The 16,977-nt window shown below is 70.5% G+C and carries 15 protein-coding genes and 1 tRNA gene; 3 read left to right on the top strand and 13 right to left on the bottom strand.

All coding sequences use genetic code 11. The annotated features are described in order from the left end of the window. Window positions 1-36: 36 nt before the first annotated feature. The 4 genes from ACFWP3_RS21305 to ACFWP3_RS21290 all read right to left on the bottom strand — a co-directional run bounded on the left by ACFWP3_RS21305 (window position 37) and on the right by ACFWP3_RS21290 (window position 2,927). A tRNA-His gene (locus ACFWP3_RS21305) sits at window positions 37-109 on the bottom strand. Window positions 110-205: 96 nt separating this feature from the next. Then, window positions 206-817: an oligoribonuclease gene (gene orn / locus ACFWP3_RS21300; protein ID WP_384223288.1), complete on the bottom strand. Its 612-nt coding sequence runs from the start codon at window positions 815-817 to the stop codon at window positions 206-208. 105 nt (window positions 818-922) lie between these two features. Next, entirely contained in the window at window positions 923-2,095 is a 1,173-nt protein-coding gene (locus ACFWP3_RS21295) for a helix-turn-helix domain-containing protein (protein WP_215147416.1), read from the bottom strand. 376 nt (window positions 2,096-2,471) lie between these two features. After that, window positions 2,472-2,927, bottom strand: coding sequence for a hypothetical protein (locus ACFWP3_RS21290; RefSeq protein WP_384223284.1), 456 nt, complete (start codon window positions 2,925-2,927; stop codon window positions 2,472-2,474). Between the two features lie 323 nt (window positions 2,928-3,250). Between ACFWP3_RS21290 and ACFWP3_RS21285 the strand changes: the two genes are divergently transcribed. Both ACFWP3_RS21285 and ACFWP3_RS21280 read left to right on the top strand, forming a co-directional pair. Next, a complete protein-coding gene (locus tag ACFWP3_RS21285; RefSeq protein ID WP_384223281.1) occupies window positions 3,251-3,784 on the top strand; it encodes a universal stress protein in 534 nt (177 codons plus the stop codon). A 98-nt stretch (window positions 3,785-3,882) separates the two neighbouring features. Further along, window positions 3,883-4,452: an acetate uptake transporter gene (locus ACFWP3_RS21280; RefSeq protein WP_384223279.1), complete on the top strand. Its 570-nt coding sequence runs from the start codon at window positions 3,883-3,885 to the stop codon at window positions 4,450-4,452. Between the two features lie 119 nt (window positions 4,453-4,571). On the opposite strand, the gene glmS is transcribed toward ACFWP3_RS21280, so the two are convergent. The 3 genes from glmS to ACFWP3_RS21265 form a co-directional block, all read right to left on the bottom strand. Further along, the gene (glmS, locus tag ACFWP3_RS21275; RefSeq protein WP_384223276.1) at window positions 4,572-6,389 is read right to left on the bottom strand and encodes a glutamine--fructose-6-phosphate transaminase (isomerizing); all 1,818 of its coding nucleotides are present in this window, start codon (window positions 6,387-6,389) and stop codon (window positions 4,572-4,574) included. A gap of 72 nt (window positions 6,390-6,461) precedes the next feature. Then, a complete protein-coding gene (locus ACFWP3_RS21270; RefSeq protein ID WP_329385221.1) occupies window positions 6,462-6,737 on the bottom strand; it encodes a hypothetical protein in 276 nt (91 codons plus the stop codon). A gap of 97 nt (window positions 6,738-6,834) precedes the next feature. Continuing rightward, the gene (locus tag ACFWP3_RS21265; RefSeq protein ID WP_384223272.1) at window positions 6,835-7,752 is read right to left on the bottom strand and encodes a DUF4429 domain-containing protein; all 918 of its coding nucleotides are present in this window, start codon (window positions 7,750-7,752) and stop codon (window positions 6,835-6,837) included. 51 nt (window positions 7,753-7,803) lie between these two features. Here ACFWP3_RS21265 and ACFWP3_RS21260 point away from each other — a divergent pair, with 51 nt between their 5' ends. Next, the gene (locus ACFWP3_RS21260; protein ID WP_384223271.1) at window positions 7,804-9,390 is read left to right on the top strand and encodes a beta-N-acetylhexosaminidase; all 1,587 of its coding nucleotides are present in this window, start codon (window positions 7,804-7,806) and stop codon (window positions 9,388-9,390) included. A gap of 181 nt (window positions 9,391-9,571) precedes the next feature. Here ACFWP3_RS21260 and ACFWP3_RS21255 read toward each other — a convergent pair whose 3' ends face one another. The 6 genes from ACFWP3_RS21255 to ACFWP3_RS21230 form a co-directional block, all read right to left on the bottom strand. Further along, window positions 9,572-11,356, bottom strand: coding sequence for an IucA/IucC family protein (locus ACFWP3_RS21255; RefSeq protein WP_384223269.1), 1,785 nt, complete (start codon window positions 11,354-11,356; stop codon window positions 9,572-9,574). After that, window positions 11,353-11,946: a GNAT family N-acetyltransferase gene (locus tag ACFWP3_RS21250; protein ID WP_384223266.1), complete on the bottom strand. Its 594-nt coding sequence runs from the start codon at window positions 11,944-11,946 to the stop codon at window positions 11,353-11,355. Before ACFWP3_RS21250 ends, ACFWP3_RS21255 begins: the two co-directional genes overlap by 4 nt. Continuing rightward, window positions 11,943-13,271 (bottom strand): lysine N(6)-hydroxylase/L-ornithine N(5)-oxygenase family protein, encoded by a 1,329-nt coding sequence (locus ACFWP3_RS21245; RefSeq protein WP_384223264.1) that lies wholly within the window; start codon window positions 13,269-13,271, stop codon window positions 11,943-11,945. Before ACFWP3_RS21245 ends, ACFWP3_RS21250 begins: the two co-directional genes overlap by 4 nt. Further along, window positions 13,228-14,718, bottom strand: coding sequence for a pyridoxal phosphate-dependent decarboxylase family protein (locus tag ACFWP3_RS21240; RefSeq protein WP_384223260.1), 1,491 nt, complete (start codon window positions 14,716-14,718; stop codon window positions 13,228-13,230). The genes ACFWP3_RS21245 and ACFWP3_RS21240 overlap by 44 nt, the downstream gene beginning before the upstream one ends. A 147-nt stretch (window positions 14,719-14,865) precedes the next feature. Then, a complete protein-coding gene (locus tag ACFWP3_RS21235; protein WP_384223257.1) occupies window positions 14,866-15,765 on the bottom strand; it encodes a siderophore-interacting protein in 900 nt (299 codons plus the stop codon). Between the two features lie 41 nt (window positions 15,766-15,806). Then, window positions 15,807-16,844, bottom strand: a complete 1,038-nt coding sequence (locus ACFWP3_RS21230) for an ABC transporter substrate-binding protein (protein ID WP_384223254.1) — start codon at window positions 16,842-16,844, stop codon at window positions 15,807-15,809. Window positions 16,845-16,977 lie beyond the last annotated feature (133 nt).

The following is a 16,977-nucleotide window of genomic DNA, read 5'->3' as shown; positions in this document are numbered from 1 at the left end:
CCCTCGCCCGGGGTCGCAGACCCCTCTGCCGTGCAGGGTGAGTGACGGGACTTGAACCCGCGGCCACCTGGACCACAACCAGGTGCTCTACCAACTGAGCTACACCCACCATGTCCGGTCGGAGAACCGACCGGCCGAAGAAAAGGGTACAGGGTCCGGGAGGGTGCTCGCTCCCTCCTTGACGTGCCCTTGGCTCCGGGTCGGACTATTCGGCGGCCTCGGCGGGCAGCACGTACTTGGCGGCGATGCTCCGGGCCGTGTCCGAGTCGGGTCCGGGCTGCGGGACGAAGACCGCCTCCCGGTAGTAGCGCAGCTCGGCGATGGATTCGCGGATGTCCGCCAGCGCCCGGTGGTTGCCGTTCTTCGGCGGGCTGTTGAAGTAGGCCCGCGGGTACCAGCGGCGCGCCAGCTCCTTGACCGAGGACACGTCCACGATCCGGTAGTGCATGTAGCTCTCCAGCGCGGCCATGTCGCGCAGCAGGAAGCCGCGGTCGGTGCCGACCGAGTTCCCGCACAGCGGCGCCTTGCGGGGCTCCTTCACGTGCTCCCGTACGTAGGCCAGGACCTGCGCCTCGGCGTCCGCGAGGGTGGTCCCGCCGGCCAGCTCTTCGAGCAGTCCGGACGCGGTGTGCATCTCGCGCACCACGTCGGGCATGGTCTCCAGGGCCGCGTCCGGCGGGCGGATCACGATGTCCACGCCTTCGCCGAGCACGTTGAGCTCCGAGTCGGTGACCAGTGCGGCCACCTCGATAAGTGCGTCGTCCGTCAACGAGAGCCCGGTCATCTCGCAGTCGATCCACACCATGCGATCGTTCATGTGTCCCACCTTATGCGGTCCCCTCCGGACCGGACCGCATATGCGGAAGGTCCCCCATCGGCGGTGACCAATGGAGGACCTCCCTTGCCGTACCCGTTGTGAGGGTTACGCGTGTTCCCGCAGGACCCGGCCCGGGGCGTACAGCTCCGTCACCGTCGGGCCCGCGGCGGCCAGGGCCGCCGCCGCCCGCTGGGGCTGCGGAGTGCGCTGGTGCGGGACCGGGCTCTCCTGGAGCTGGGACACCTGGGCCACGTCGGCCTGCGGCCGCCGTGCCCGGTAGGCGGAGCGGTAGGCGGCAGGGGAGGACCCCAGCTGCCGCCGGAAGTGCCCGCGCAGGGCCACCGGCGAACGGAATCCGCAGCGTCCGGCGACCTCGTCGACCGAGTAGTCGGAGGTCTCCAGCAGCCGCTGTGCCTGGAGCACCCGCTGGGTGATCAGCCACTGGAGCGGCGCACTGCCCGTCAGGGAGCGGAACCGGCGGTCGAAGGTGCGCCTGCTCATGTAGGCGCGGGCCGCCAGGGTCTCCACGTCGAACTGCTCGTGGAGGTGTTCCAGTGCCCAGGCGACGACCTCGGCCAGCGGGTCGGCGCCGATCTCCTCCGGCAGCGACCGGTCGAGGTAGCGCTCCTGGCCGCCCGTACGGCGCGGCGGCACGACGAGCCTGCGGGCCAGGGCCCCGGCCGCCTCGCTGCCGTGGTCCGTGCGCACGATGTGCAGGCACAGGTCGATTCCGGCCGCCGTGCCGGCGGACGTGAGCACGTCGCCGTCGTCGACGAACAGCTCGCGCGGGTCGACATGGACGGACGGGTACCGCTTGGCCAGCGTCGGCGCGTACATCCAGTGCGTCGTCGCGGGCCGGCCGTCCAGCAGGCCTGCGGCGGCGAGCACGAAGGCTCCCGTGCACAGTCCGACGATCCGGGCCCCCTCCTCGTGCGCCAGACGCAGTGCGTCCAGTGCCTCCGGAGGCGGCGGTGAAGTGATGGAACGCCATGCGGGCACGACGACCGTGCCTGCCCGGGCGATCGCCTCCAACCCGTACGGCGCGGTCAGTTCGAGTCCGCCGGTGGTCCTGAGCGGACCGTCCTCACCGGCGCACACGAGCAATCGGTAGCGTGGAACTCCCGCGTCCTGCCGGTCAATGCCGAACACGGAGAGTGGAATGGAGCTCTCGAAGATCGGTCCGCCGCTGAAGAGCAGCACCGCGACGATCTCCCTGCGGCGACGCCCCGCGAGCTTCCGGCCGGCGTCTGCGACGACGGCGGTGGAATCCTGGCTCATGGCGCTAAGCCCCCCTTGGGTGTCGCGACTCCTTGGTCTGGTCGCACCTGCACGTTTCCCCTCGGCCTTGCACGTGGATCCCCCGCCGTAAATACATGATCGAATCTACTGCGTCCCGTGGTGTCGGCGTGACAAGTTCAGCACGCAGCGCTATGTCGACTTCTCAACTTGGCGAAAAGCATTCGATCAGGAAGCGTTCCGCTCCGCTACCCGCGCGAGAAGCGTGCGGTCCGCTCGTGGCCAGTACCCGTAGGGTCGCAGCGCCCCCCGGTGCTCGTCGTCGCTGGTGGTAGGGGGGTTGGGGGGACATTCCGGCAAGAGGGGCATCCTGCCGGGAAGTTGGCTGAAAACATGCGGGTGTGGGTGTGCGAATAAGTCAGTCCTGCGGGGACGGCGCCGCACGCGGGCCGGAACCGCCGCAGACTCGATGTCCACCCGCGCTCCCGCGCGAGTGCCGCCCGCGTGCGGCGGAGGGCAGCCGCTCCTGGGCCGGCACCCGGGCCATGGCCCGTTCCGCGCGCTCCGCCCGCTCCGAGTGGCGCAGCAGCGCCCGGCAGGCGGCCGTCACGGCGACCAGGCCGAGCGTGGCGACCGCCGCCCCGCCGAAGGAGGTCCCGTAGACGACGAGGACGACGGGGACGAGCAGGCAGCTGAAGGCGGCCCAGCGCACGACGTCACCCGCGGGGTCGTCCTGGCGGCGGCCGGCGGGGTGCACGGACGAGTGAAGGGCGGAGGGGCGGGAAGGGGCGTAGGGCGGGGTGGTGTCGGCGTAGTGGTGGACGGACTGCGTCGGCTGAGCTGGCTGGACGGGGTGTACCGGATGGCCGGGCACGGCGTGCTCCCTGCGGGCTCTTCCTGGACGGTCGGACCCGTGTCCAACGCCGCTCGGGCGGGCTCGGTCACTGCGCGCACGGGTGGCACCGGGCCCGATCGTCACTGGCTGTAGGGGGCAGCGGGCATTGCCAAGGAGCGCTCGCTCCGGCATGCTCCCTGGGACGCTCTCCAAGGGCGGCAAGCCCTGTGCAGGACAGGAGTGTCGCCGTACCCTGGTGGGTATGGGCTTGGGAAGATGCTTCCCGGACAGAGCTCCGTCACCCAGCGTCGCCGAATTTCGCCCCTGTTGCTTCCTCCAAGGACCTCTTCGCCGAGACACCCATGGCCGGTCACGAATTCTCCGAACCCGCGGACCGCAAGCGCAAACGCGTCGCCGACCCCGCGTCGGCCGCCGATCTGCGCGCGGTGGAACAGACACGCCTACCCTGCGATCCGGCCTTCCGGCACGGGGTCGTTGTGGGATTCGACGGATCCACGTCCAGTGAGCGCGCGCTCGCGTACGCGATCGGCATGGCCCGTCGCTCCGGCGCCGGTCTGATCATCGTCCATGTCGCCAACCGGCTGCCCACCACCGTCTGGGCCGGCTGCGAGCCGCCCGTCTTCGTCGACGTGCCGGACCACCGCACCGAGGTGCTCGGGCTGGAGCTCGCCTGCGCGGACTATCTGGCCGAGGTGCCGTGGATCCTGGTCGAGCGCGGCGGTGACATCTGCCACGAGCTGGAGGAGGTCGGCCGGGAGTATTCGGCCGACGCCATCGTGGTGGGTTCCACGCACGGGATCGTGGGCCGGATCTTCGGCTCGGTGGCCGGCCGGCTGGCCAAACGCGCACAGCGACCGGTCGTTGTCATTCCGTGACCGCTTGTTAAGCCGATTGTGCGGTTGTGCCCCCGTGTAAAGGGTAGATAAATGCTGCTGGGACGCAGCAAACAACTGCAGATCGAAGGGAGCCCGCCGTGGACAATGGTGTCTCTGCGGGAAGCACGGCCTCGACTTCGACCCTGGGGAACATCGCCCTGGGTCTCACCCTTCTCGCGTTCGGTATCGGCCACACCGGTGTCATCGACGGAGTGTCCGCCGCCAACTCCGTGTCGCTCGCGATGTACGTCGGCGGCGCGGCCCTCTTCCTCCTCGGGCTCCTCGAGTACCGCGGCGGCAACGGGTTCAACGGCACCGCGTTCGCGGGCCTCGGCGTCTTCTGGTTCACCTGGGCCAAGGGAGCCGGGGCATCGGTCTCCGACGAAGCAGCCGGAACGTTTCTGGTTCTGTTCGCCCTGCTCGCGCTGACCCTCACGGTCTCCGCGGCGAGCGGACTGTTCGGCCAGGGCGTCTATGCCCTGCTGACCCTGTCCCTCCTTCTGCTGGCCATAGGCTCGTTCGCCGGAAGCGACGGGCTCGCCAAGGCCGGCGGCTGGGCCGCGGCGGTGGCCGGTCTGCTGGCCTGGTACGGAGCCACCGCGGCTCTGGCCCACTGGCCGATGGCCGTGGGCAAGGCCTCGGGCCGCGGCGCCGTCGCCGCGGGCTGATCGTCCCCGGCGCAGCCGAAGACCCCCGTGCGCGGTGCCCACGGGGGTCTTCGCATGTCCCGGCCGGCCGGACGGACGGCCGGCCGGGAGTACGCGGCCGGTGGCTACTCGACCGGTGACTACTCGACCGTGACCGACTTCGCCAGGTTGCGCGGCTTGTCGATGTCCCGGCCCATGGCCAGGGCCGTGTGGTAGGCCAGCAGCTGGAGCGGGATGCCCATCAGGATCGGGTCCAGCTCGTCCTCGTTCTTCGGGACCACGATGGTGTGGTCCGCCTTCTCCTGCTCGCGGTGGGCGACGGCCAGGATCCGGCCGCTGCGGGCCTTGATCTCCTCCAGCGCCGCGCGGTTCTTCTCCAGCAGGTCGTCGTCCGGGACGATCGCGACGGTCGGCAGCGAGGGCTCGATCAGGGCCAGCGGGCCGTGCTTGAGCTCGGAGGCAGGGTAGGCCTCGGCGTGGATGTAGGAGATCTCCTTCAGCTTGAGGGAGGCCTCCAGCGCCACCGGGTAGCCGCGCACCCGGCCGATGAACATCATCGACTTGGCCTCGGCGAACTGGGCCGCGAGCTTCTTGATGTCCTCTTCGCCGTCGAGGATCTCCTGGATCTGCGCGGGCAGCTTGCGCAGGCCCTCGATGATCCGCTTGCCGTCGGTGACCGAGAGGTCCCGGATGCGGCCCAGGTGCACGGCCAGCAGCGCGAAGGCCACGACCGTGTTGGTGAAGCACTTGGTGGAGACGACGCAGACCTCGGGGCCGGCGTGCACGTACACGCCGCCGTCGGCCTCGCGGGCGATGGCGGAGCCGACCACGTTGACCACGCCGAGGACGCGGGCGCCCTTGCGCTTGAGCTCCTGCACCGCCGCGAGCACGTCGTACGTCTCACCGGACTGGGAGACCGCGATGTAGAGGGTGTCGGGGTCCACGACCGGGTTGCGGTAGCGGAACTCGGAGGCCGGCTCGGCGTCCGCGGGGATGCGGGCCATGCCCTCGATGAGGCCGGCGCCGATCAGGCCCGCGTGGTACGAGGTGCCGCAGCCCAGGATCTTGACCCGGCGGATGCCGCGCGCCTCGCGCGGGTCCAGGTTCAGGCCGCCCAGGTGGACCGTGTTGAAACGGTCGTCGATCCGGCCGCGCAGCACGCGGTCGACCGCGTCGGGCTGCTCGGAGATCTCCTTGTGCATGTAGGTGTCGTGACCGCCCATGTCGTACGAGGCGGCCTCCCACTCCACGGTCTCCGGGGTGGCGGTGGTGGTGGCACCGCTGGTGGTGTAGGTGCGGAAGTCGTCGGCCTTCAGGGTGGCCATCTCGCCGTCGTCGAGGGTGACGACCTGGCGGGTGTGGGCGACCAGCGCGGCGACGTCCGAGGCGACGAACATCTCCTTCTCGCCGATGCCGAGGACGACCGGGGAGCCGTTGCGGGCGACGACGATGCGGTCGGCGAAGTCGGCGTGCATGACGGCGATGCCGTAGGTGCCCTCGATCGCCTTGACGGCCTCGCGGACCTTCTCCTCGAGGGAGTCGGCCAGGGAGCGGGCGATCAGGTGGACGATCACCTCGGTGTCGGTCTCCGAGACGAAGACGACGCCCTCGGCCTCGAGCTTGGTGCGCAGTTCGGAGGCGTTGTCCACGATGCCGTTGTGGACGACGGCGACCTTGTTCTCGGCGTCGAGGTGGGGGTGCGAGTTGATGTCGCTCGGGGCGCCGTGCGTGGCCCAGCGGGTGTGGGCGATGCCGGTGGTGCCGGCGAAGCGCTTGGGAACGCGGGACTCCAGCTCGCGGACCCGGCCCTTGGCCTTGACGACCTTCAGGGCCGCCGCCTTCGGGCTGTTGACGACGATGCCCGCGGAGTCGTACCCGCGGTACTCGAGGCGCTGCAGGCCTTCCAGCAGCAGTGGTGCCACGTCACGCTTGCCGATGTAACCGACGATTCCGCACATACGGTTCTGCCCCTCCTGAAGTTCGGTACGTGTGCTCGGTGGCTGGGTCCCAGCCGTGTTCGCCGCGCCGCGTCAGCCGTAGACGATGCGGCGCAGCTGCCGGAGCGAGAGCTCCGGGGGCGCCACGGCGCGGTGCGGCAGCTCGGCCGCGATCCGCTCGAAGATCTCCGCGTTGACCGCTCCGCCGGACTGCAGTTCCCGGTGGCGGCGGCGGACGAACTCCTCGGTCGTCTCGTCGAAGTACGCGAGCACGTCGAGCACCACCCGGGCGGCTTCTCCCCGCTGCAGCGAGGTGCTGCGCACCAGGTGTTCGACGAGGTCGTCATGCGACGGGCGGCGATCGAGCACCCGTAGATACTGTCGGGTCGCGGCGATGAACGCAAAGATCCTGCCCGTTTTCGGGCAGGATCTCGCTGGTCTGGACCAGTGGAATGGATGGATCCGGTCAGAAACGGCGCAAAACGGCCTGTTTGGCCGCCGTGAACTCCTCCGCCGTGAGGATCCCCGACTGGTGCAGCTCACCGAGCTCGCGCAGGCGCCGCAGCAGCGTGTCGTGGTCCGCCGCGGTCTCCGCGGCGGACACCGCCCCCGACGCGGGCGCCGCGGGCTGCCCGGCCGTCCCCGGGGCCAGGGCCGCGGCGGGGGCCTGCTCGGCCGCGGCCGCCGCCGGGTGCGGCATCCGGGCCGCCACCGCCGCCGCGACCAGGGCCATCAGCGGGTCGTTCTTGAAGCCGAAGAGCTCCACCGTGTACGGGTCGTACTTGGGCGAGGCGGGCGACGCGGTGCCCGCCGGGAGGAAGCGCAGCCAGCCGCTGCCCAGCCCCTTCGACGGGGACCACTCCACCGACCGCAGGTCCGCCACCCGGAACTCCCGCGTCCCGCCGGAGCGCTTGGCCTCCTCGGCCGTCCAGTTCCACTCCAGGGACACCCGGTCCCCGTCGAAGGCCACGGTCCCGTCGCCCGCGCCCGCCGTGATCGGCACCGCGGGGCCCGGCAGCAGGTAGCCGAGGGCGGGCCCGGCCTCCACCTGCTCCAGCAGGAGGGCGCTGCGGACCTCGTCCACGAAGTACTCCGCCACCCCGGTCCGGTCCGCCTCCACGGTCAGCCGGTACGGATCGGAGGCGTCCGGCAGCCGCCCGCCGGTCACCTGGAGCAGCGGGTCCGCGCCGTCCCGCAGGCGCAGCCGCAACCGGCCCGCCTTGCGCCCCGGTTCGAAGCTGATCCCGGCCAGCGCGCGCAGCGGTACGGCGACTTCGCCGAGCGTCTGGCGCAGCAGGCCCACCCCCTTGTCGCGGCCCGGCACGATGCGCACCGTGTCCCCGTCGAAGGTCCAAGTGCCGTCCTTCTGGATGATTTCCGCCATCCGCCGATTCTCGCACCGGACGTCGGGGCCCACTTGGTCTATACCTGACCCATGAGAGTCCTGCGACGCACGCTCGGCACCCTCCTCGTCCTCTCCGTCCTCGGCACGGCGGTGTCCTGCACCGCCGCCCGGGGCGACGACGCCAGAACCGGCGATGACGCCCCCGCCGCCCTGGCTCCCTTCGAACGGCTCCTGCCGGCGCCCGTCTCGGCCCGCGCCGAAGGCCCCGGCTACTCCTTCGGCGCGGGCACCGTCATCCGCACCGGCCGGCCCGACGAGGAGGTCCGGCGGGTCGGCGAGCTCCTCGCGGAGCAGCTGCGCGGCCCCAGCGGGCTGCCGCTCCCGGTGGTCGACGGGGCCGGCGGGGACGGCATCCGGCTCCGGATCGACGAGGAGGCCGAGGGGGTCGGGGACGAGGGCTACCGGCTGGAGTCCGGTCCGGACGGGATCACGCTCACCGCGCGCACCCCGGCCGGGCTCTTCCACGCCGGGCAGACCCTGCGCCAGCTGGTGCCGGTGGCCGGGCCCGGGACGGTGCCCGGCGGGACGGTCTCCGACCGGCCGCGCTTCGCGTACCGGGGCGCGATGATCGACATCGCGCGGCACTTCTTCACGGTGGAGCAGGTGAAGAGGTACGTCGACCAGCTCGCCCAGTACAAGGTCAACACCCTGCACGTGCACCTGACCGACGACCAGGGCTGGCGCCTGGCGATCGACTCCTGGCCGCGGCTGGCCGAGTACGGGGGCGGCAGCGAGGTCGGCGGCGGGCCCGGCGGGCACTGGACGAAGGACGAGTACCGGGAGCTCGTCGCCTACGCGGCGGAGCGGTACGTGGACGTGGTCCCGGAGATCGACATGCCGGGGCACACGAACGCGGCGCTCGCCTCGTACGCGGAGCTGAACTGCGACGGGAAGGCGCCGGCGCGGTACACCGGGATCAAGGTGGGCTTCAGCTCGCTGTGCGTGGCCAAGGAGCGGACGTACGAGTTCATCGACCAGGTGCTCGGCGAGCTGGCGGAGCTGACGCCGGGCCGCTACCTGCACATCGGCGGCGACGAGGCGCACGCGACTCCGGCGGCGGACTACGCGGCCTTCATGGACCGGGCGCAGGAGGTGGTGGGCCGGCACGGGAAGACGGTCGTGGCCTGGCACCAGCTGGCGGCGGCGCGGCCCGCGGAGGGGGCGGTGCTGCAGTACTGGGGGCACGACCGGACGCCGGCCGCCGAGAAGGCGGGGGTCGCGGCGGCCGCGAAGGCCGGGCACCCGCTGATCCTGTCGCCGGCGGACCGGCTCTACCTCGACATGAAGTACGACCTGGCGACGAAGCCGGGGCTGGCGTGGGCCGGGCTCGTCCCGGTGAAGCGGTCGTACTCCTGGGACCCGGGGGCCTACCTGGCCGGGGTCCCGGAGTCGGCCGTCCTGGGGGTGGAGGCTCCGCTGTGGACGGAGACCATCGCCACCCGGGCGGACTGGGAGCTGATGGCGTTCCCGCGGGTGCTGGGGCTGGCGGAGCTGGGCTGGTCGCCGGCCGCGGCCCTCGACTGGGCGTCGTACAGCCGGCGGCTCGGTGCGCAGGGGCTCCGCCTGGACGCCCAGGACGTCAACTATTACCGGGCGCCGGACGTGCCGTGGTCTTAGCGGTGCGGCGCCGTTGCGGGGGCTCCGCCCCCGTACCCCCGCGCCTCAAACTCCCCCAGACTCCGTCCGGGGGGACCCCCAGGCGGGGCTGGATGTGGCTCCTGTCGGCGGCCAGGAGCGCAGCCCCCGAGAAGGCGGGCGGCAGCCGAGGGACCGTATCGGCTGCCCGCCCGCCCTCTTGTCAGCGCCGTGCGGCGAACCGCGCGACGGGGTTCTCGAGGTTGCCGATCAGCTGGAGCGCGGCGGAGGGGTCGGAGAGGTCGACCATCTGCTTGTTGTTGCGCAGCTGGAGGCGGTTCAGGCAGGACAGCTGGAACTCCTCGGCGAACAGGTCGTAGCGCTCGAAGCGCTCCGCCAGGGCCGGCATGGAGTCCTGGTAGTCGTGGGCGCAGTCCGCGACCGCCCGCCAGAAGGTGTCCTCCTCGCAGATGCCCTCCGCGGCCAGGATCGGGCCCAGGAAGCGGAAGAAGCAGTCGAAGACGTCGGTGAAGATCGACAGCAGCTTCATGTCCTCCGGGATGTCCGCCCGGACCCGCTCGACCGCGGGCGGCAGCACCGCGTCCGGGTCCATGACCACGATCTCCTCGGCGATGTCCTTGAAGATCGCCCGCTTCACCACGCCGCCCTCGATGACGAGGATGGTGTTCTCGCCGTGCGGCATGTAGGCGAGGTCGTACTGGTAGAAGCAGTGCAGCAGCGGGACCAGGTAGGCCCGCAGGTACGAGCGCAGCCACTCGGCGGGGGTCAGGCCCGATTCCTCGATCAGCGCGCCGACGAAGGACTTGCCCTCCGCGTCGACGTGCAGCAGCGAGGCCATGGTGGCCAGGCGCTCGCCGCCCTGGAGGGAGCCCACCGGGGACTCGCGCCACAGCGCGGCCAGCATCTTGCGGTACGGGGAGTACCGGTCGGTGGCGCGCTCGTACTGGCGGTGGTGGTAGCCGATCGCCGCCCGCTCGCGGATGATCGAGAAGTCCACCGACCGCAGGACCTCGTCGCCCTCGATCAGCTGGTGGAGCCAGTCGTTGATGGCCGGGGTGGCCTCCATGTACGCGGCCGACAGGCCCCGCATGAAGCCCATGTTCAGCACCGAGATCGCCGTCTTGACGTAGTGCTTCTCGGGGGCGCTGGTGTTGAAGAAGGTGCGGATCGACTGCTGCGCCAGGTACGCGTCCGTGCCCTCGCCCAGCAGGACCAGGCGGCGGTTGGCGATCTCGGCGGCGAAGGTGATGGTGGTCTTGTTCCACCACTGCCAGGGGTGGACCGGGAACAGGTGGTAGTCCGCCAGGTCCAGGCCGAGGTCGGTCATCCGCGCGGAGAAGGCCGCGATGGCCTCCTCGCCCAGCTCTTCGCGCATGAACGAGTCGTGGTCCAGGCCCGAGCCCGCCGTGAAGGTGGACACGTCCTTGCGGGCCGCGACCCACACCAGGTGGACCGGGCTCGCGGTCTCCGGGGCGTACGAGAGGTACTCGTGCACGCCGAAGCCGAGACGGCCGTTGTTCGCGACGAAGCAGGGGTGGCCCTCGGTCATGCCGGTCTCGATGTCCTGGAAGGAGGACTTCGCGAGGACGGCGGAGGAGATCTGCGGCTTCGTGTACTTGAAGCCCGAGCCGGCCAGCGTGGAGGAGATCTCCTCCAGGTAGACGGGCAGGACCTCGGCGCTGAGGCCGAGGGCCTGCTGGAGCTCGATGTGGAAGTCGAGGGCGTCCAGCGGGAGCTCGGCGCCGTCCTGGTGGCGGGTGATGGACTTCTCGTCCACCGACCAGTGGTCCAGGGCGTGGCGCGTGGCCGCGAAGCGGTACTCCACCGAGGAGTCGTCGCTGCGGACCGAGTAGAGGCCGGAGTCCAGCGGCTCGGGGGTCAGCAGGCGCTCGTGGGAGAACTCCGCGAGGGCCTTGCGGACCAGGGCGCGGTTGGCGCGTGCCCACAGCTCGGGGGAGAGGTGGGAGACGGCGTCGGCGAGGCTCATATCGAGAGCTCCTTCGTGAGGCCGGTGGCCGCCTCGAACTGCGCGCGGGTGCAGAAGCTGAGGAGGGCTTCCTTCTCCGGCTTCTGGACCGGGCGCTCGGGCACGAAGCCGACGGCCTCGTTCAGGGCGTGGACGGCGGTGTTGGCGACATCGGGTTCGACGACGACGCGCTCGGTGGCCGGGTCGGCGAAGATCGCGGCCATGACGGTGGTGATGACCGCGCGGGTGAACCCGTGCAGCGGCCGGTCGCTGGGCGCGACCAGGAAGTGCATGCCGACGTCGCCGGGCTGGGCGTCGTACAGGCCGACCAGCTCCAGCTCGGCCGGGTCGTACGTCTCCATCAGGAAGGCGGGGCGGCCCTCGTGCAGGCCGATGAAGGCCTGGTGGTGCTCGTGGGCGGCGATCCGCATGTACTCGCGCTCGACGTCCGGCAGCGAGGCGTCCTGCATCATCCAGAACGAGGCCTTGGGGTGCGTGACCCAGCCGTGCAGCAGCTCCGCGTCGGCGAAGGGGTCCAGGGGACGGACGGAGAAGGTCCCGAGGGCCGCGTCGGTGCGGCTGTAGAGGGTCTCGTTGGCGGTGGTGCTCATACGTGCGCGCCTTCCGGGGCTGCGAACTGCTGGAACGCGATGGACTTCTCGACCTTGTAGTGCTCGCGGCCGAGGAGCTCGGCGACGATGTAGGCGTTGCGGTACGCGGCCATGCCCAGGTCGGGGGAGGTCAGGGAGTGGTTGTGGGTCGTGCCGTTCTGGAGGTAGACCCCGCGGCCCGTGGTGTCGATGCTGTAGTTGCGGGCGGCGTCGAGACGGCCGCGGCCGTCGAAGTTCAGCCGCTCGCGCACCGGGGCGAGGAACTCCGGGATCCGGTACTTGTAGCCGGTGGCCAGGACCAGGCCCTCGGAGGCGAGGGTGAAGTCGCGCTCCTGCTCCTCCTGGCGCAGCCCCAGGGTGTAGGTGCCCGTGGTGGTGTCGTACGCCGTGCTGTTGAGCGAGGTGTTGGTCAGCAGGGTGGTCGGCACCCGGCCCGGCATGCCGATCTTCTTCTGGTAGAGCAGGTCGAAGATCGCGTTGATCAGGTCGCCGTCGATGCCCTTGAAGAGGTTCTTCTGCTGGGTCTCGAGCCGGTAGCGGGTGTCCTCGGGGAGGGCGTGGAAGTAGTCCACGTACTCGGGGGAGGTCATCTCCAGCGTCAGCTTCGTGTACTCCAGCGGGAAGAAGCGCGGGGAGCGCGTGACCCAGTTGAGCTGGTAGCCGTGCACGTCGATCTCGGCGAGGAGGTCGTAGTAGATCTCGGCCGCGCTCTGGCCGGAGCCGACCAGGGTGATCGACTTCTTCTTCTGCAGCTCGGCCTTGTTCTGCATGTAGGCGGAGTTGTGCAGGAAGTCGCCGCCGAGGTTGGCGCAGGCCTCGGGGACGAACGGCGGGGTGCCGGTGCCCAGGACCAGGCGGCGGGCCCGGTGGGTCTCGCCCTTGTCCGTGTGGACCTCGTACAGGCCGGCCTGCTCGTCGTAGGTGACCTCGGTGACCGAGGTGGACCACTGGACGTTGTCGAGGCGGTCGGCGGCCCAGCGGCAGTAGTCGTTGTACTCGGCCCGCAGCGGGTAGAAGTTCTCCCGGATGTAGAAGGAGTACAGCCGGTCCTGGTCCTTCAGGTAGTTCAGGAAGGAGAACGGCGAGGTCGGGTCGGCGAGGGTGACCAGGTCCGACATGAACGGCGTCTGGAGGTGGGCGCCGTCCAGCAACATCCCGGCGTGCCACTCGAAGTGCGGCTTCGACTCGATGAAGAGGCCGTCGATCTCGTCGAGCGGGGCGGTCAGGCAGGCGAGTCCCAGATTGAACGGACCGACGCCGATGCCGATGAAGTCGTGGGTCTTAGCGGTGGAGGGCAAGGGATTCTCCCAGGAACTGCTCGGCATGTGCGGCGAGAAGGTCGAGGACGGCGGTGATGTCGGCCGTCGTGGTCTGCGGGTTGAGGAGGGTGAACTTCAGGTACTGGTCCCCGTCCACCTTGGTTCCGGCGACGACGGCCTCGCCCGAGGCGAACAGGGCCTTGCGGGCGTGCAGGTTGGCCTCGTCGACGAGCTCCTTGCGGACGTCGCCCTCGGGGACGTAGCGGAAGACCAGCGTGGAGATCTGCGGCTTGACGACGACCTCGAAGCGCGGGTCGGCGTCGATGATGTCCCAGCCGGCGGCGGCCAGGTCGATGACCTCGTCGAAGAGGGAGCCGATACCGTCGGCGCCCATGACGCGCAGGGTCATCCAGAGCTTGAGCGCGTCGAAGCGGCGCGTGGTCTGGATGGACTTGTCGACCTGGTTGGGGATGCGCTCCTCGGCCATGCGGCGCGGATTGAGGTAGTCCGCGTGGTACGTGGCGTGCTTGAGGGTGTCGCGGTCGCGGACCAGCATGGCGCTGGAACTGACGGGCTGGAAGAACGACTTGTGGTAGTCGACGGTGACCGAGTCGGCGCGCTCGATGCCGTCGAGGAGGTGCCGGCGGGTGGGGGAGGCCAGCAGCCCGCAGCCGTAGGCGGCGTCCACGTGCATCCACGCGGAGTGCTCGTCGGCCAGGCGGGCGATCTCGGGGAGCGGGTCGATGGACCCGAAGTCGGTGGTGCCGGCGGTGGCGACGACGGCCATCGGGAAGAGGCCCTCGGCGGCGCACTCCTCGAGCTCCAGGGCGAGCACGGAGGTGTCCATCCGGCGGTTGCGGTCGACGGGGACCGAGATGACGGCCTCGTAGCCGAGTCCGAGCATGGCGGCCGACTTCTTCACGCTGAAGTGGCTGGCCTCGGAGGTGAAGATGCGCAGCTTCGGCAGGAGTTCGGCCTTGGTGAGCTCGCGGCCCGCGTCCAGTTCCTTCTTCATGACCAGGCGGCAGGCCTCGTCACGGGCGAGCAGCAGCGCGTGGAAGTTGGACTGGCTGCCGCCGGAGGTGAAGATGCCGTCCGCGGCCGGGCCGAGGCCGATGCGCTGCGTGGTCCAGTCGACGAGGCGGCGCTCGATGAGCGTGCCGCCGATGGACTGGTCCCAGGTGTCGAGGGAGGAATTGACGGCCGAGAGGACCGCCTCGCCGAGCACCGCCGGGATCACGACCGGGCAGTTGAGGTGGCCGAGGTAGCGCGGGTGGTGGAAGTAGACCGCGTCGCGCAGGTAGACGTCCTCCAGCTCGTCCAGGACGGCGGCCGCGTCGCCGAGCGGCTGGTCCAGGTCGATCCCGTTGATGACCGGGGCGAGTTCGTCGACGGATATACCGGTGTGGGGACGCTCCGTGGTCGCGAGTTTGGCGGCGACGCGAGCGACGCCCTCGGTGACGGAACGCCGGTAGAGGTCCGCGGTCGTCTCGTTCAGCAGATGCGAGCGCATCAACTTTCCTCCGGGCAGGGGGGAGAAGGGGAGGGTGGGGCGTGTGAGGCTTAGGTTAGCCTAACCTAAGCGAATAGGCCAAATGAAGAGGGGCCCTGGCTGAAAACCAGGGCCCGTCTCAACTGCCTTACTGCCTGCGGAAACTGACTAGAGCTCGGACGCGGGGTCCTCACTCGGGGCCTTGCCCGCGTATGCCTCGGCGAGGAGCTGCTCCTCGCTCGCGCCGAGCCGCCAGTAGCCGGTGAAACGCACCGAGCGGCGGTCGACGGATCGTTCCTGCACGAAGTGGCGGCGCGTGGCGCGCACCGTGCCCGCCTCGCCCGCCAGCCACACGTACGGAGCTTCGGCGGCGAGCGGGCCGGCCGCGCGCAGCGCGTTCAGCACCTGCTCGGTGCGCTCCCGGCCGTCGCCCTCGCGGACGATCCAGGTGATGTCCGCCTCGGCGAGGGTCGACAGCGCGAGCCGGTCGTCCTCGTGCGGAACCTCGAACCAGGCCCGGACCCGGGTCCCGGCCGGCAGCCGGTCCAGGATCGCGGCCGCGGCCGGCAGGGCGGTCTCGTCCGCGTACATCCAGACCGCGTCGGCCCCGGCCGGCGGCTGGAACCGCACCGACTTGTTCTCGGCGACGGCCGGGCCGATCGCCAGGATCCGGCGGCCGGTCACCGCGCGGCCCGCCCAGTGGGAGGCGGGGCTCGCGTCCCCGTGCAGGACGAAGTCGATGTCGACCTCGTCCACGCCCCCGGCCGTACGGCGCTGTTCGCGCACGGTGTAGGAGCGCATCACCGGCCGGTCCTCGTCCGGCATCCCGCGCCAGGCGGCGAACCAGGTGTCCTGGTCCGTGGACGGGAGCACGGTGTGCTCCTGGCCGGGCGAGGGCAGGAAGAGCGACAGGCTCTGGTCGAAGCCGCCCGAGCGGAAGTCCGCGAGGGACTCACCGCCGAACGTCACCCGCAGGAAGGAGTGTCCGAGGCGGCGCGTGCGGAGCACGTCCAGCGCGAAGAACCGGAAGTGCAGAGCGGCCGGGACGTCGGACGCGGTGACGGTCATACGGAGAGTCCCCCCTGGGATTCAGCCGGAAGGAAGGGCGGTCAGCCGACCTTCTTGGCGTTCTGGATGGCCTTGGCGAGGTCCTCGAGGATCGTGGCGCACTTGTCGTACGAGTAGATCGGCTCGGTGACGCGCGGGGTGATCTGGCCGGCCTTGACGGCGGGCAGCTCGGCCCAGGTGGCCTTCGCCTTCAGGTCCTCCGGCTGCAGGGTGCCGGTGCGGTTGTCGAGGAAGACGACGTCGGCCTTGTACTTGCCGGCGTTCTCCCAGCTGAGGCTCTCGAAGAAGCCGCCCTCGTCCAGCTTCTCCGGGGTGACGAACTCGACGCCCAGGGTCTTGAAGTACTTCAGGTCGGCCGAGGTGTCCGGGGTGGAGACATAGAACAGGTCGGCGGAGCCGGAGCCGACGAGGACCTTGATGCCCGGGTTGGCCTTGGTGGCCTCGCGGACCTTCGCCGCGGCCGCCTCGAAGCGGGCCCTGGCGTCGACGGCCTTCTTGTCGTTCATGTCGGCGCCGAGGGACTTGGCGAGCTCGGCGGTGCGCTCCAGGGCCTTGTCCAGGGTGGCGTCGCCGCCCACGGAGATCGCGGCGGCCGGGGCCAGCTGCAGGATCTTGTCCTTGGAGGCCTCGGGCACGTACCAGTAGCTGCCGTCCCACGTGTTGGTGACGAGCAGGTCGGGCTGGAGGGCCGCGTACTTCTCGACGTTGAACTCGTCGTAGACGTTGCCGATGATCTCGAGCTTGGAGATGTCCATCGAACCGGCCTGGACGTCGGGCTTGCCGTCGGCGGTCTTGGTCGGGCCGAAGACGCCCTTGACCGGGATGCCGTAGTCGTACAGCGCGGCGGCGGTGCCGGTGAAGGCGACGATGTTCTTCGGCTTGGCCTTGGTGCTGACGTCCTTGCCGAGGTCGTCCTTGAAGGACCAGGCGCCCGACGCCGCGGCGCCCTTGTCCGCGCCGCCGTCGCCCTTCGCCGAGTCGGTGCCACCGCACGCGGCCAGCGCCGCGACGAGGCCGAGGGCGCCGCCTGCCGCGATGAAACCGCGGCGGGTGAAGGAGAGGGTTCGGGACTTGGGCATGTCGGTGTCCGTTTTCGTGCGTGCCGGGCGGCGCCTGTGCCGTTCGGTGGGAAGGTTAGCCTAACCTTGGCCGAAAACGGTAAGGGGGCCCTAAGTTTTTCAGGGCCCCCGGCGCGCGGGCGTCCCGCGCGCC

It is taken from the genome of Streptomyces sp. NPDC058525 (assembly GCF_042719495.1).
GTDB lineage: Bacteria > Actinomycetota > Actinomycetes > Streptomycetales > Streptomycetaceae > Streptomyces.
Note: the sequence above shows the minus strand (reverse complement) of the source record. Positions and strands in the feature narration are given on the sequence as shown.